The 15,228-nt window shown below is 60.7% G+C and carries 11 protein-coding genes and 2 pseudogenes; 2 read left to right on the top strand and 11 right to left on the bottom strand.

Annotation, left to right across the window (positions count from 1 at the left end):
- The coding region (locus AC1D1Z_RS27290; RefSeq protein WP_477852161.1) for an ABC transporter ATP-binding protein at positions 1–1,126 on the top strand (1,126 nt) is incomplete at its 5' end.
- A 249-nt stretch (positions 1,127–1,375) separates the two neighbouring features.
- On the opposite strand, the pseudogene AC1D1Z_RS27285 reads toward AC1D1Z_RS27290, so the two are convergent.
- The 8 genes and pseudogenes from AC1D1Z_RS27285 to AC1D1Z_RS27250 all read right to left on the bottom strand — a co-directional run.
- Positions 1,376–1,896 (bottom strand): annotated as a pseudogene (locus AC1D1Z_RS27285) (transposase); the annotation flags it as partial.
- Positions 1,897–1,937: 41 nt separating this feature from the next.
- Positions 1,938–3,125, bottom strand: coding sequence for a serine hydrolase domain-containing protein (locus tag AC1D1Z_RS27280; protein ID WP_477852160.1), 1,188 nt, complete (start codon positions 3,123–3,125; stop codon positions 1,938–1,940).
- A gap of 29 nt (positions 3,126–3,154) precedes the next feature.
- Positions 3,155–4,084 carry a MurR/RpiR family transcriptional regulator gene (locus tag AC1D1Z_RS27275; RefSeq protein WP_477852159.1) on the bottom strand — a complete coding sequence of 310 codons (930 nt, stop codon included), beginning with the start codon at positions 4,082–4,084 and terminating at the stop codon, positions 3,155–3,157.
- A gap of 12 nt (positions 4,085–4,096) precedes the next feature.
- A complete protein-coding gene (locus AC1D1Z_RS27270) occupies positions 4,097–5,548 on the bottom strand; it encodes an amidase (protein ID WP_477852158.1) in 1,452 nt (483 codons plus the stop codon).
- Positions 5,538–7,202, bottom strand: coding sequence for a dipeptide ABC transporter ATP-binding protein (locus tag AC1D1Z_RS27265; protein WP_477852156.1), 1,665 nt, complete (start codon positions 7,200–7,202; stop codon positions 5,538–5,540). Before AC1D1Z_RS27265 ends, AC1D1Z_RS27270 begins: the two co-directional genes overlap by 11 nt.
- Positions 7,199–8,050, bottom strand: a complete 852-nt coding sequence (locus AC1D1Z_RS27260) for an ABC transporter permease (RefSeq protein WP_065276866.1) — start codon at positions 8,048–8,050, stop codon at positions 7,199–7,201. Before AC1D1Z_RS27260 ends, AC1D1Z_RS27265 begins: the two co-directional genes overlap by 4 nt.
- A gap of 10 nt (positions 8,051–8,060) precedes the next feature.
- A complete protein-coding gene (locus AC1D1Z_RS27255; protein WP_477852154.1) occupies positions 8,061–8,999 on the bottom strand; it encodes an ABC transporter permease in 939 nt (312 codons plus the stop codon).
- A 38-nt stretch (positions 9,000–9,037) separates the two neighbouring features.
- On the bottom strand, positions 9,038–10,585 hold the full coding sequence (locus tag AC1D1Z_RS27250) for an ABC transporter substrate-binding protein (RefSeq protein ID WP_065276868.1): 1,548 nt from the start codon (positions 10,583–10,585) through the stop codon (positions 9,038–9,040).
- 203 nt (positions 10,586–10,788) lie between these two features.
- Between AC1D1Z_RS27250 and AC1D1Z_RS27245 the strand changes: the two are divergent.
- A pseudogene (locus AC1D1Z_RS27245) lies at positions 10,789–10,942 on the top strand (IS6 family transposase); the annotation flags it as partial.
- Positions 10,943–11,210: 268 nt separating this feature from the next.
- Here AC1D1Z_RS27245 and AC1D1Z_RS27240 read toward each other — a convergent pair.
- The 3 genes from AC1D1Z_RS27240 to AC1D1Z_RS27230 all read right to left on the bottom strand — a co-directional run bounded on the left by AC1D1Z_RS27240 (position 11,211) and on the right by AC1D1Z_RS27230 (position 15,200).
- A complete protein-coding gene (locus AC1D1Z_RS27240; RefSeq protein ID WP_477852152.1) occupies positions 11,211–12,251 on the bottom strand; it encodes a C45 family autoproteolytic acyltransferase/hydolase in 1,041 nt (346 codons plus the stop codon).
- A complete protein-coding gene (locus AC1D1Z_RS27235; RefSeq protein WP_477852151.1) occupies positions 12,248–13,687 on the bottom strand; it encodes a biotin carboxylase in 1,440 nt (479 codons plus the stop codon). Before AC1D1Z_RS27235 ends, AC1D1Z_RS27240 begins: the two co-directional genes overlap by 4 nt.
- A 175-nt stretch (positions 13,688–13,862) precedes the next feature.
- On the bottom strand, positions 13,863–15,200 hold the full coding sequence (locus AC1D1Z_RS27230; RefSeq protein ID WP_477852150.1) for an aminotransferase class I/II-fold pyridoxal phosphate-dependent enzyme: 1,338 nt from the start codon (positions 15,198–15,200) through the stop codon (positions 13,863–13,865).
- Between the last annotated feature and the right edge of the window lie 28 nt (positions 15,201–15,228).

The raw sequence follows: 15,228 nt of genomic DNA, 5'->3' as shown, positions 1-15,228 counted from the left end.
GGTCTACGCCAAGGAAAGCATGGACGAGTTCCTGCAGATCGTGCACAAGCAGTTGCGCAAGGTGGCGCTCTTCCACATCTGCGTCTACCTGAACAACTGTGTTGCGCTCTTCGTCATCTCGGGCCAGTCGATCTGGTTCTGGCTGAGCGGAGCGATCTCGGTCGGCGCCATCGCCATCGCCATCGGTCTTGCCATGCGCTTCAACTTCATGTCGCAATGGATCATGCGGGAAGTCACGGCGCTGTTCGAGAATATCGGCACGGTCTATGACGGCATGGAGATGATGAGCAAACAGCACGACATCGTCGACAAGCCGGGCGCACCCACCCTGACGGCGAAGAAGGGTGCGATTCACTACGACCGCATCCGCTTCCACTACGGCAAGAGCAAGGGCGTCATCGACAAYCTTTCGCTCGACATCAAGGCCGGCGAAAAGGTCGGCCTAGTCGGCCGTTCCGGCGCCGGCAAGACGACGCTGATGAAGCTGTTGCTGCGCTTCTACGATCTGGAGGCCGGCCGCATCACCATCGACGGGCAGGATATCGCCGGCGTCTCGCAGGAAAGCCTGCGCTCGCTGATCGGCGTGGTGACGCAGGACACCTCGCTGCTGCATCGCTCGATCCGCGACAACATCGCCTATGGTCGCCCCGATGCAACGGACGCCGAGGTGATCGAGGCCGCCAAACGCGCCAATGCCTGGGAGTTCATCGAAGGTCTCGTCGACTTGCAGGGCCGCGAAGGGCTGAATGCGCAGGTCGGCGAACGCGGCGTCAAGCTCTCCGGCGGCCAGCGGCAGCGCATCGCGATCGCCCGAATCTTCCTGAAGGACGCGCCGATCCTGGTGCTCGACGAGGCAACCTCGGCACTCGATTCGGAAGTCGAGGCGGCGATCCAGAAAAACCTCTTCACCTTGATGGAGGGCAAGACGGTGATCGCGATCGCCCACCGACTTTCGACGCTTACGGAGATGGACCGGCTGATCGTGCTCGACAAGGGGCGGATCATAGAGGCCGGTTCGCACAGCGAACTGATCGCGGGAGGCGGCATCTATGCCGACCTCTGGAACCGCCAGTCCGGCGGCTCCCTCTCCAATCACCCCGAGGAAGCGGAAGTGGCGGCGGAATAGGAAGAAATGAGGCCCTCCCCACGGAAGCGGGGAGGGCCTCTTGAATTCTTGCCGGACGGTGCTGACGACCGGCAGCGGTTACCTCATTTCATAAGCTGTCGGCTTGATCGATCACGCCGTGCTGTTCGATGAGTGCTCCTTCTGGCCGATCCAAGTGGCAATGGCCTCGGCGACGATCGCGTCGCGCGGCAGGAAGGGCGCCGGCAACGCAGCGTCAATTTCAGCAGCCTGTTAAGTCGTCCATCATCGGAATCGGATGACCCGTTCGACCAGCGACGTCACGTTGGCCTTTCCGAACTTCTTGCGGAACTGCATCAGAACGCATTCCCGATACCCGAACTGCTTGCGTGCGGCGACCACATCGGGGTTCAGAATGTTGACCTCCCGGCTAAAAACCCGGACATGACGGCGCCTGGCGTACCGGGCCGGCGTCTGGACGATGCTCCGGCAGGTGTCCCCACAGTTTGATGGCGTGACCGTCCGAGAAATAGGCGAAGTTATAGATCGTCTCATGATGATAGAGATCGGATGCCGCTCCGGTCGCATCCGACCGGCAATCTGCTGCGGCGACCAGCCATGCAGGATGCGCCCGATCACCGACTGACGCAGAAGCGAGAACCGCGCAAGCTTACGCAGCTTGGCACGTCGCTCACGTGCCATCGCATTCGCCGTCACGCAGTAGTAGCCGTTGAGATCCGGTATCTGCTGATCCTCGAACGTGTTGCGGCGCAGCTCAGGAAAATGGTTGAGCGATGTCGGTGTAGCTTCTCGCGATCACGTCAACCTGAACAGGGGAATAGCCCGATTGCTACTACAACAGCGCTTCTCTTACAGCCGTCACCGCCGCCAGCGCTGTCCGCGTCCGCGTCGTGCTGACAAATTCCGGCCAGCTCGACAGGACAACCGCCGCGAAATCCGCCACCGGGTCGATGTAAATCAGTTGCCCGAAAACCCCGCGGGCCATGTAGACGCCGCGTGCAGTATCCTCGATCCAGAACTGGTTGTGATATGCGCCGGCCGGCAGAACCTCTTGATAGATGCCGCCGAAGAGTTTCGGATCTGCCCCGAACCGTGTCCCGGCAATCCACTCGCTGGGGACGATACGCCGCCCGTTGATCTCGCCGCCGCGAAGATGCAGCAGGGCGAAACGAGCATAGTCGCGAAGAGTCGCATTGAACCCGCCGTCACCCAGAGCATAGCCCGCAGCGTCCACGGTGAAATAGGCGTCTTCCTCCGCCCCCATCGGCGCCCACAATTCACGGCTGACGAGTTCTGCAAGCGGGGTAGCGGCGGCGCGCTCGAGAACGAAGGATAGTACATCCGTCTCGATCGAGCGATAGCGGAAGGAGGTACCGTGCGGGCACTCTAGATCCTTCAAAGACAGGACCAGGTCCCAGATATTCTTGTGCCAGTTCGGGTTCTGACCATTCTTCCAGCCGCTGGCGACATCCAGCTGCGCCATGTGGGAGTCGGGCGCAGTGTAAGTCTCGTCGAAGACCACGCCGCTGGTCATGTCGAGCACGTGCTGGACAGTAGCGCCGCGGTAGGCGGTCGCCTCCAGCTCCGGCAGATAATGCGTCAGGGACGCGGCCGGGTCGACCACTCCTCGGCCGATTAGGATGCCCGCCACGGTGCCGACGACAGACYTGGCAACAGATTGCGACAGGTGCTGGGTATGCGACGTCATGCCGTTCAGGTAGTGCTCGGCAACGATCTTGCCGCCATGGAGCACCAGGAAACCATCGGCATAGCTCGTCTCGAGGAAGCTGCCAATGGTATGGGCCTCCCCCTCCGCCACGAAGGGAATGACATCGATATCCCGAAGATCGGCCAACAACAGGCTTGCTGGCCCCGCTCCGCGCCAGACCTTTGTGGTCGGCAGCAGATCCCGGACATGTTGGAACGTCCAGCGATTCCAGGGCGCGCGGTCCCAGTCTTGCCTCGGAAAGAGAGGATTGCCGGGTGCAGTCGGATCACGGAATGGCGAAATACTGGTCATGCATGCTCTCGTTTGCGGTTTGGGATGGATCAATCGTTACGGCGGAGATAGCTGCCTCCGACGAACTCCCCGAAGAGGGTGCCCATGTCGCTCATCATGGCGAAGTTCGCCTTAGCCTTCGGCCCTAGTTTGATGGCAACGGCGTCGATGAGCAGATTGAGTACCACACTGAGGCTTGCCGTAGAATCCCAGAAGGTTTTCACATGGGTATGCGCCTCAAAGACGAAGCGCGTATAGGCAAAAGCCCAGTGACTGAACTTGTCGGTGACGATGACCAACGGCATGTCCATCGACTTCAGCTTCTCCAGCAGCTTGATGCCGCGCGTCGCGTACGAGGCCGTGTCAACGAGAACGACTGCGCTCTGCTTGGGATCTGCATTGATGATCTCGCCAAACGTGCCCGAAGCGTTGTCGATGAAAATCACGTTAGAGCGCGCCCAGAGCAGGCGGCTGGYGAAATCCATGGCCAGCCCCTTCGAGGCCTGGAAGCCGACGACATAGATGGTGCGCGCCTTCGCGAGCAGGTTTGCGGCCTCGTCCCACGCGTCGGTGGTAGTCAAGGCGTAGGCCTTCACGATAGCGTCGAGTTCCAGCCGCAGGCTTTCCTGCAGCATCTGCTGTCGGCCTTCGCGCATCGGAAAGCGGGCCATATAGTCGTCGACTTCGCTGTCCTTCTCCGCGACCGCGACGCGCAACCRCTTCTTGAGGTCTCGCAGGTTCTCGAAACCGAGGCCACGAACGAACCGCGTGACGGTCATTTCGCTGACGCCCACCGCCTCAGCTATGCTGCTGCCGGTCTCGAAGGGCAATATCTGGATATTATCCAAGATATAGGCGGCCAGGCTTTGCTCCGAGGGCGAGAAATCGGACATGCGGTCGCGCAAGATCGCTTCGATGTCTATCTTCTGCTCAACGTCGCTCGATCCCTTAGCATTTTTGCCGCTTCGTGCTTTCACCACAGTGACAGACTCCTAGAAATCGCCGGCGTGAATGGCTGGACGCCCCTGCCCCCAGACGCCGGGAGTTCTGTCCACCTCTTCCTCGATTTGCCGCGCCGCCGCAAGCAGCAGATCCTCCCGTCCGAAACGGGCGAMAAGCTGAATCCCGATCGGTAGACCATCCCGGCTGCGTCCAAGTGGCAGGGAAATTGCGGGCTGTCCCGTCGCATTGAACAATGCAGTATAGGTCTCCTTCGGCGCAAGATCATTGAATACATCTTCCGCATCGATGCCCGCTCGATCGGGATCAAACGTGCCGATTAACTCCGGGAGCATTGCGGTGGTCGGTGTCAGCAAGAGATCATATTCTGCAAGGAAGCGCCCGACCTGCCGCGTCACCCGATCATAGGCGGCAAGCGCGTCGATAAGCTGTGCACCGCTAATGCCAAGCCCCCATCGATAAAGAGCATATACGCTTGTGCCAAGCATTTCCTTGAGCGAGCGGTTCATATGCCGCGCCATCGCCGGCATATGCGCGGCGGCGTCGGCGGCCCAGATGACCTTCTGCGCCTGGAGGAAGTCCGGATAGTCGAAGTCCGGCGACGCCTCCTCGACATGGTGGCCAAGGGATGAAAGCCGCTCCGCTGCGGATCTGGCCGCGGTGACAACCTGCGGGTCGATCTGCACACCGGACCACGAGCGCGTGCAAAGGGCGATGCGCAGCCCCTTCGGCCGTCGCTTGATGGTATCGAGATAGGTGCGCACTGGCGGCACGATCTCATAGCCGTCGCCGGCATCCGGGCCATGGCACAGGTCGAGCAGGGCTGCTGTATCGCGGACTGAGCGTGTCAGCATAAAGACCGTTGCCAAGCCGAGAAGCGGGGCATTCCCATTCGGCGCGCCCGTAACCCGCCCGCGTGAAGGTTTCAGACCGATCAAGCCGCAGAACGCGGCCGGATTCCGAATCGATCCACCGCCGTCGCTGCCCTGCGCAAAAGGCACGATGCCGGCGGCAACAGCCGCGGCCGCGCCGCCGCTGGAACCCGCAACACCGCGCTCCGGATTCCAAGGATTGCGCGTTGCGCCGTAGAGGGCGGATTCCGTCACCGCCGGCACGCCGAATTCGGAACTCGTCGTGCGGCCGACATTGTTTAGGCCGCCGGCGCGCAACCGCGTCCAGTAGACGGCGTCATGGCCGGCGCGGAAACCTTGTGCGAGTCGGCTGCCGAAGTCGGCCGGGCGGCCCGCTTCGATTGGGAAGTCCTTGGTGAGGGTGGCAATTCCGCCGAAGGGGGTGGCGGACGCCACCTCCGGCAGGATCTCGAGCGCGTCCGGATAGAGTTCGATGACGGCGTTCAGTGCAGGGTTCACGGCCGCGACGGCCTGTTCGACGCACCGGCCGAGCTCCTTTGGCGTGACCTCGCCTTTCGCCAGCAGGTGGGCGAGGCCGGTTCCATCATGGGCTGCATATTCATCAAGGCGCATGGGTCACTACCGGTTGTGAAGGTGGAATTGTCCGGGCCGCCGGCAGCCGAGCGAGCGAGCCGACTAGTGCCTGAGTATAAGGGTCCTGCGGCGTGAACAGGACATGCCGCGCCACTCCCTGCTCAACGACGCGCCCGGCTTTGAAGACATAGACACGCTGGCACAGACTGCTCACTACGGCGAGATCGTGCGAGATGTAGAGCAGCGTCAGCGAGCGCTCACGCTGGAGCCGCACGAGCAATTCCAGGATCTGCGCCTGCGTCGTGACATCGAGGGCCGAGGTGATTTCGTCCGCGATGAGAAGCTGCGGCTTCAGCGCCAACGCTCGGGCAAGGCCGACGCGCTGGCATTGGCCGCCGGAAAGCTGCTGTGGCCGTCGATCGCGCAGGCTGCTCGGCAATTCAACCATATCCAACAAGAGGTCGGCCTCTTTCCGCGCCGCCTTTCGGTCCGCGATACCATGCCGCCAAATCGGCTCGGCGACGGCCTCGGCAATGGTCAGCCGCGGATTGAGTGAATCGTACGGGTTCTGGAACACCATCTGCACACGGCGACGGAACGCCGTCAGTGCCTCGCCGCTGAGCAACCCAACATCCTGACCGTCCAGGCGGATTGCACCGCCGCTCGTGGTGTTCAGGCGAATGATCGACCGGGCAAGCGTGCTCTTGCCGGAGCCGCTTTCGCCGACGATGCCAACTGTTTCGCCGGTATTGATCTTAAGATCTATGCCGTCAAGAGCGCGGAAGGAATTGCTGCTTCCGAAATTGTCGAGCAAACTCTTCCCGAAGGGAAACGTCACCGAGAGGTTTTCGACGTGGAGCAGCGGAGTTGCCTGATCTGGATCGACCGCCATGCTATAATTCTTGCGGCCAGGCTGGGAATCGATCAGTAGCCTTGTATAGGGGTGGCGTGGCCGGTTGATGACCTCGTCGATCGGCCCCTGCTCTACCACCTCGCCATGGCGCATGACCACGACGCGCGAACAGATATCCGCGACGACGCCGAGATCATGCGAAATCAGGATCATCGCCAGCCCGCTCTTTCGATTGAGCTCCTTGAGCAGTTCCAGGATGCGTGCCTGCACCGTGACGTCGAGAGCGGTCGTCGGCTCGTCGGCGATCAACAGCTTCGGCTGGCAACCGATTGCAGCGGCAATCATCGCCCGCTGTTTCATTCCGCCAGAAAACTCGTGCGGATAGGAGCGAGCGCGCTTTTCCGGCTCGCGGATGCCGACGTCCTCCAGCAGCTTGATCGCGCGTTGTAAGCCTTCGCGCTTACCGATCCCGAGGTGACGGATCATCGGCGCCGCGACCTGCTGACCGATGCGGCGCAGTGGATCGAGATGCGATGCCGGGTTCTGGAAGATCATGCCGATGTCGCGGCCGCGAATGGCACACAGATCGTCGTCGCCGAGCGTCAGCAGGTTGCGTCCGTCGAGCTTAACCGTGCCGTCGGCGCGTRCCGTAGCCGACAACAGCCGCATCACGGCGCGGCAGGTCACGGATTTGCCCGAACCGCTTTCGCCGACGATGCCGAGGATTTCTCCCGGCTGGAGCGTGAACGATACGTTCTTCACCGCGGCGAAGCCAGCGAAGCTGACGCACAGATCCTTAACGTCAAGCAGCGGCGGCTTGTCCGTTTCCGGCCCGCTCATGCCGTAACTCCCGTCCGCTGTATGTGCCCCAGTCCATCACCGAGCAGAGCAAATCCCAGGCCGAGCGAAATGGCCGCCAATCCCGGAAACAGGCAGATCCACCAGGCTTGCTGCACGAAGGCCTGACCGTCGGCGATCATCACGCCCCATTCAGCGAGCGGGGGCTGCGCGCCCATGCCGAGAAAGCCGAAGCTTGCACCGGCGAGCATGACGAGCACCGCGTCGCTGGCTGCGTAGGCGATGACCGGTCCGATGGCGTTCGGCAGCACATGATGGCTGAGGATGGCGATTGGAGCATAGCCGAGGCATTTTGCCGCCTGAATGTACTCGCTTTCGCGGATCGTCAGTACCTGCGCCCGCACCAACCGCGCATAGCTGACCCAGCCGACGAGGGTCAGCGCCAGGATGAAGTTGAGGAGCCCCGGCCCGAGCACGCCGACAATGGCCAGCACGAGAACAAAGAAGGGGAACGCGACGGTCAGGTCATAGATGCGCATGAACACGTTATCGACCACACCTCCGAAATAGCCGCTCAGCAGCCCGATCGTCGTGCCAATCAAGAGGGGCGGAAGCACCCCGGCCACGCACAGCAGCAGATCGACCCGACTTGCGAAAAGTACCCGCGAGAAGACGTCGCGACCGACTTGGTCCGTGCCGAACAAATGAGCGGCACTCGGCGGCGAAAGCATATTCATGATGTCGATGGCATCAGGATCATAGGGCGCGATCGCCGGGGCGGCCAGCGCCGTCAACAGCCATCCGCCGAGAATCACCAGTGCAACCAGCATGGTAGGGGTAATGTTGGGAACCGACGGTGCGGTTTGCACCACAATCGGACTGTAATCCATGGCAATCTCCTCAAAGCCGAACGCGCGGGTCGATGAACGCGGTGAGCAGGTCCACCATCAGCGTGATCAAGACGGTCGAGACCGCGAAAATAAGCGTCAGGCCCTGCACGACATAGTAGTCGCGACCGAGCAGCGCGTTGACCATCAGCGTGCCGAGGCCAGGCACCGCATAGACGGTTTCGACGATCACGGCGCCGCCGATCATGAAGCCTACCATGACGCCGAGCAGGTTGAGCGTCGGCAGCACAGCGTTCGGCAACATGGTCTCCCAGAATATCTGCCGCTCTGTGGCGCCCTGCGCCCGCGCGGCTGTGACGAAGTCGGCCGTTGTCTTTTCGATGAGGGCGGCGCGAAGGCTCTGAGTCAGAACCGGCACCAGCCAGATCGCGGTCGACAAGGCCGGCAGGAACAGGTGATGAAGATGGCCGGTGAAACCGGTGCCGTAGCCCGAGACGGGAAACCAGCCGAGGCTGACGCCGAAGACGCGCGACATCATGATGCCCAGCCAGAACACCGGGATTGTGAGACCGGCAATCCCAACCAGACGAATGATCTGGTCGGCCATGCCGCCGGGACGCCGGGCGCCGACAATGGCGAGCACGACTGTCGGTGGGATGGCGAAGCACAGTACATAGCCGGTGAGGAACAGCGTCGGCCACATGAACTGTTCGATAAGCTGGCTCACCGGTCGCTGAAAGCGGAGCGACAGCCCGATATCGCCCGAAGTGAGATTGGCGAGATAGGTCAGGAACTGCCGCCAGAGCGGCAAGTCTAGGCCATATTGCGAGCGAATCGCCGCGATGGTTTCAGCACTCGCCCTCTCCCCGGCAAGAAGCCGCGCGGGATCGCCCGGCGCCATGTGCACCAAGAGGRACGTCACGAGGCTGATACCAGCAAGCACACCGATCAATTGCAGCAGGCGCCGCGTAATGAGTTGCAGAAGGGGCAATCCGGTTCTCCTGTTCAAGCGTCAGGGGCGAAGGCGACTCACTGGCCGATGGAGGTTTCTTCCAACGTCCACTGTAGCGAGGGCGTCAGCTTGAGACCCTGGAGACGCTTGGAGTAGGCAACCGGGTTTGGCGCATAGTAGAGGGGGATCTGTGCCACCTCCTCTGTGGTGATCTTCTGAATCTCCTTGTAGATTTCCGCGCGCTTGGCCCGATCAGCCTCCTTAGTGCCCTGCTCGACGAGCGCGTCCACCTTCGGGTTCGCATAGAAGGTGTTGTAGGAGTTCGAGCCGCAGGATCCGCACACGGCCCAGCGCACGGCAAGGTCTGGATCGGGGGTCTCGTTGTACCACCAGTTGGCTGCGGCGTCGTAATCGCCTTTGCCGGTCGCATCCCACCAAGCGCCGCTATCGACATTAACAATCACCGGCTTTAACCCGATCGCTTGCCATTGGGCCTGGATTAGCAGCGCCGTCTGCTGGGACGGCCCATCGGCGGCCGCCAGGATCTTTACCTCGCGCCCCACCATGCCGGATTCGGCCAATAATTCCTTTGCCTTGGCGGGATCGTGCGGGATGCCCGGATAATCCTTGTCATGGAAATCGAGGCTGCCCGGCAGCGTGGTGTTCGCCGGTTCGGCATAGCCACGCGTGATGGCCGCGGCCATGGCCTTGTTATCGATTGCCAAGCCTGCCGCCTGCCGCGCTTTCGGGTTGGAGAAGGGCTCACGCTTATGGTTTAGCAGGGTCATGTAAATCGTCGTCGAAGGCTCAAGCCGCATATCCACCGACTCGGCCGCCTTCAGCTCATCGATCTGCGCCCACGGTACCGCGCGCACCACGTCGATCTCGCCTGCCTTCAGCATGGCGATGCGGGTTTCGGGAGATGTGATCTCGATCAGTTCCACCGTGGCGTTCGACTTCGGATAACCCTTGCGCCAGTAGTGCGTATTGGGTTGGAGAACGAGCTTCTCGTTCGGCTTCCACTGTTTGACTTCATACGGGCCGGAAGTAACCGGGACCGTGGCGAAAGCTGCCTCTTCGCCGCGCTTCTCGACATCGGTCTTCGAGATGATGCCCATGTTCCAGATTTCCGCGTTGCCAAGGAACGGCGCGAAGGCCGACTTGAGTGTGACTACCGCGGTTTTCGCATCCGCCACTGTCACCGATTCCACGGCCCCCAGCGGCGCAGGATAAGTCGATTTCCTGTCGCTCCGGATACGGTCGAGGCTGAAGGCCACGTCGGCAGCCGTGATCGGAGAACCGTCCGAGAACTGGGCATCGCGCAGATGGAACGTGTAGGTTTTGCCGTCCGGTGAAATTTCCCATTTCTCGGCGAGCCCCGGCTCCAGCGCACCCGTTTCGGAGTTGCGGCGCAGAAGGCGCGAATAAAGTTGGCCGTAGGTTTCGATGTTGCCGGCCGCCGAGGAGCGCATCGGATCTAGCGTCGTAGTCTGGTAGGGCGAAGCGATGCGAATCACATCGTCGGCGAAGGCCGGCACGGTCCAACATAAACCCATAGCGACGAGGGCAGCGCCGTGCAACACCGCKCCCGCACCCCGTGGGCAGAATCCGCTCAAGGAATTCATCTTGTTCTCCTCCCGATATTCCTTTTGTGCCTTTCGGCATGAGGAGAGGTTATGTGAGATTATTAACTTTTGTCAACCTTCAAGTTGTAAATATAACATAATCTCGTTTGTGGATCGCAAGCCCCAGCACCTTAGCCAGCGACGGCGACGAAACGCACGAAGAGGACGGCGACGCATTCTTCGAGAAGCCGAGCCAGTCGAAAGTGATTCGAGGGCGGCATTTTGAGGCCGATGGTCGTGCAGGCGCTGAGCTAGTACTTGCGCTATTAGCTCAGCCACCGAGACCTTGAAGAGAAGTTCCAGGAGCGCGGCTTCGAAGTGGACCAAAGCATGATCAACCGCTGGTTCCTCGCCTTTCGATTGAGAACAGATGCAGTCCGGCCGACCCCATTGCTGTCGTCCTCGATTCGCCTCAAGTTGTCGATGACGCCTGCAACGTGGTCGCTCGCCGAGGCGCGGTGCGGCGCGGCGCGGGAGCGCAACATTGGCCAATGCGCGCGGAGCTGGAACCTAGTCTGGATTGCTGACACCGCGTTGATCAGCCGGTTGCAACGAGAAACTCTGCGTCGTCACCGGCCCCGTGGCCTGGCCGTTACGATGTCAAAATGATCGATTTACAAGATCGTCAACTGCTCACTGTGACTTGGCTGAAGGTCGGGGCTAGGCCGCCGAACTTCCCGTCGTTGAAGCGGAGGGTGCGCACCTCGTCCTGGAAATCGGCGCAGGATTGCCGCCAAACTGACCCCGGCCAGACCAGCTCCACCGAGGCGTCGAACGGCCGATAGACGGCGGTGTACAGCGTGCCGCAGCGATGTCCGTAGTTTGTCTGGTAGATGGGGGGGCGCTGGAAGCCGGAAAGAACCTCCTTGATACTCGCCGAGAGCGGCAGCAATTTCTCCACCGCCGCCGCGCGCTCGACCGAATTGGTGATCTCGGCGTGGCACGCCCATTCTACGCCGTGCTGGTGGTTGGTGCTGACGCGACGCTCCACCACTTCCGCCGGACGTTCGGGGTTTACGTAGACGGTCGCGTGGTTTCCCTTACGGTCGATCAGCGCGATGGAATAGGACATGTGCACGGGAATACTTCGGAGCATGGCGACGGCTGCGGCCGTGGTGTTGGCAAACTCCAGCACGTAGCGCAGCACCACCGGGATGCCGAATCCCTCCCCCGCGGCTGTGCGCCCGCCGAAGGCGAGCGAGACCGCCAGCCCGTCCTCGTTGATGCCGTCGAGCACGCCCCAAAGGCAATCGACCACCGCGACGACGCGCTTGCCGTTGAAGCGTGACGCCAGCCAGGTCCCTTGGAAAAGCCGCGGGCTGTAGTCGTAGTTGCGAATGAGCGAGGGCTCCGCACCCGTCACGATCGCCTGCGAACATCCGCCCACATAGAAGGGCGGGCACCACATGGACAGGAAGCGGGCTTCCAGATCTCCGCCTCCGGCGGTCTCCACGATAGCCTCGTAGGTCGGCAGCAGTCTCGGCATATATGTCCGCAATGCCTTGAGGCTGTTGGAATAGGTCGGGCGTGAACGGTCACCGTCGCTCACGAACCATCGGCTGTAGGCAGGCCAATGGCGATCGAACACCCGGCGCCATTTGGAACCGGGCACATCTTCGTTTATGGCTTCGAACTGCAGATACATGGCGTCCTCCTGAATCTTCAACGGACCGGCTCCGTCGCTTCGTCGCCCTGGATTTCGGTGAGCGGCTTGCTGGCATAGATGCGCTTGATGCCCCCAACCCAGTTTCTAGTGCGCTCGTTCAGCTCGGCTTCGTCGTTCATCGCCCGCCCGCGCATTAAGAGTACTCCGAAGTAGGCGCCCAAGTAGAGGCTGTYGCCCGGGCCTGCGAGGCAAAGGAAGAATGCCTCCTCCTCGCTCTCTATCTCCTCCCATTGACAGGCGAAGCGGTCGTAGGACACGCTGTTGTCCGCCGCCATTCGGTAAATGCCCGTCGCCGGCGCATGGGTGACGATTTCGTTGAGCTTCTCGGTCTGCTTGATCATCACCTGCAACCAGGGTTCAATGGATTCGTTACAGGCCCAACGATCGTTCAGGTCCTCAACGTCGATGTCGTAGGCGATATCGGAAAATTCCATCAGGTGAAACAGGAAGAGCGGAGCATCGGCATATGCGAAGGGGGCGTGATTGGTCAGCGAGCTTGCGCCGGATATGCGCGGATTGAGCTCGCCGAGATAGACCTCGTTGTTCTCATCGATGAGGAAATCGACGTCGAAATAGCCGCGATAGCCTTCTTTGCGCAACTGGTTGCCGAGTCGCTGAACCATGTTGCGCGCCTCGGCGCGAACCTTTTGGGGAAAGGCGTCGGCGAAGATTTCATTGCCAGCCCAACCACCCTTGTGGTGCGTCAGCTCCGGGTTACCGACGATTTCGGTCATAAGCGGGCCGACGAGCGTACCAGAAGTCGTGGTGCAGGCCTCCATGGTGGCGCTACGGCATTTGATGCGCTTCATGATCTTGACCTCGTTCTCCGCGGCAATTTTCGCGGCGTGAAGGTTGTAGTCATCCTCGCTGCCGATGTAGTAGGTCGTTTGGCCGCTGTCGCCGAACGCGGTTTGAACCACGAGATCGGCGCCGATGCCGGCCTTTCTCGCCGAAGTAAGAAGTTCCTCATAGGTGCGAGCGGGGCCAAGGGTGTTGGGGACGGAGCGCACGCCTGCCTTGTTGCCGATGCGCACGGTCTCTATTTTGTTGTCGCAGTGGTGGCGCAACTTGGCCGGAGGATGCCAGATCTCGATGCCGAGTTCCTTGCAGATTTCTTCGGTCTTCTCGTCGAACATCAGGAAGACGGCGGCCGGGCGGCCGCCGCGCCTGGTGATATAGTCGATCACCTCCGGGTGCTGGAGCAGGTGGTTGGTGATGTCCTCGATGCTCTTCGGTTTGAAATCGGGGATTTTGGAGGGAGCGAAGACGTTTGGATGCCGCCCGTCGAAGGGGTCGACGTAGCAGATGTACTTGAAATTCGCCACCCATTCGTCCATGCCCATCAGATTGAAAGGCGACACTGAGACGAAATAGATCGGACGCTTGTTGTGGCGCATGAAGTCGCGAAGGTCAGCGATGGTGCGAATGCCTTTCATAATTAGTCCTTGTTGTTCAAATGTTTCTTGCGCTTGATCGTGGTTCTTTTCTTCGTCCTTCGTCGACATAGTCTGCTCCAGATGAGTGTGATCGATCTGCTAGCGAAAATAAGGACGCGCAGATGTGGATTGGCGCGTGACGGATGAGAGACCCCATGTTTTTGAAGAAGCACGCTCACGACTCGCCTCCATGATCGGGAGTGGACTTTCTTGCGCTCGATAGTTTGCTGAGCGTTTCCTCCCTGAAAACCCGCAAACCCCGTTCCTGATCGAAGCCGTGTATTTCGCGAACATCGAGCGCGCGCAGGTATTTGAGGCTCGGAATGTCGATTACCTGACCCGGGCTGAGAATGGGCGAGCCCGGCGGATAGGGGAGGACGAGACTCGCAGAGACCACTACGCGGCCCCCGGAGATCGCGCGTTCGACGTCGGCGGGCTGGAGATATTCGCAGTTGTCATCTTCCATGGCCAGGTCGTTCGCCAAGCCCATGTCGCCGTCTCCGGTCTCCATATTCGGGCGGAACACCTGATGGAAAGATGAAAAGCGTGGCAGGGGCTGTTGCAGAGCCAGCGAGCGAACTTTATCATCGTGAATGCTCCGCTCTATTTTGGAGAAATTGCGCGCTCTTTCTTCGCAGTCGAGCGCGATCTTCCGCAGCACCTGAATGAAAATGGCAACGTCGGAGCGCGTGGTGCCGATAGTGATGATGGGCAATATGGTATTGCGCGTGGTCTTGTTGATTTGGATATCGCACTTATCCAGGTGCTTCTTGAGCGTGTCGCCACTCAAGCCGGTCGCGCTGATTTCCAGAGTGATATGCGTCGGGTCGAGGACGAATTCATCCGTCAGCCAGGACTTCTCGAAATTTATCCAGCCRGACTTCTCGTCGAAATAGGATTCCGCATTCGACTCGCGATATTCCGATGGTACGAGATCGCCGACGCCGAGGACCCGGAAATACTTCGAAAGCAGCGGATCGCGTGACACTTGCTGGCGCAGGGTCGTGGCGCGTTCCAGCTGGTGCCGGACGCACTTGTAACCTTCCAGCTCCACCTGTGCGCGGGCAAGGTCGAGCGTTGCAAGGATCTGGTAGTTTGGTGAGGTTGTGGTATGCGTTTTGTAGGCATCGCCGAAGGCTTTCTCGTTAAAATCCTGATCCCTGATGTGGATCATCGAGCCCTGGCGCAGTGCCATCAGCCCCTTGTGCGTGGACTGGGTCGCATAGACCCGGACCCGCGCCTTCGACGGATCTGCCAGGAGCGGCGTGTTCAGGATCCTTTCGTCGTCCGCCCAGGCTTCGGCGCCGAATTCGACGTTGAAGGCCTTATAGCTGGCGGCATAGTCCGGGTCCTGAAACATCGCTTCAAGCTCGGCGGCGGCTCCCATAGCCGTGCGCTGCCGATACGTCGGATTAAAGTAAGCAAAGGTGAACCAGGCCTCATCCCACAAGAAGGCAAGATGCGGCGCGATCGCCAGGCATTCCTTCATCACGCGCTTGGGGTCACAGAGCATTCCTTCATCACGCGCTTGGGGTCACAGA

The organism is Rhizobium sp. P1_E1, assembly GCF_056406015.1.
This window is presented reverse-complemented; position numbering and strand designations above follow the sequence as displayed.

What these genes read in the sequence shown, in the direction of transcription:
- AC1D1Z_RS27260 (WP_065276866.1), bottom strand. Translation starts at nt 8,050, where the DNA reads ATGGATTACAGTCCGATTGTGGTGCAAACCGCACCGTCGGTTCCCAAC.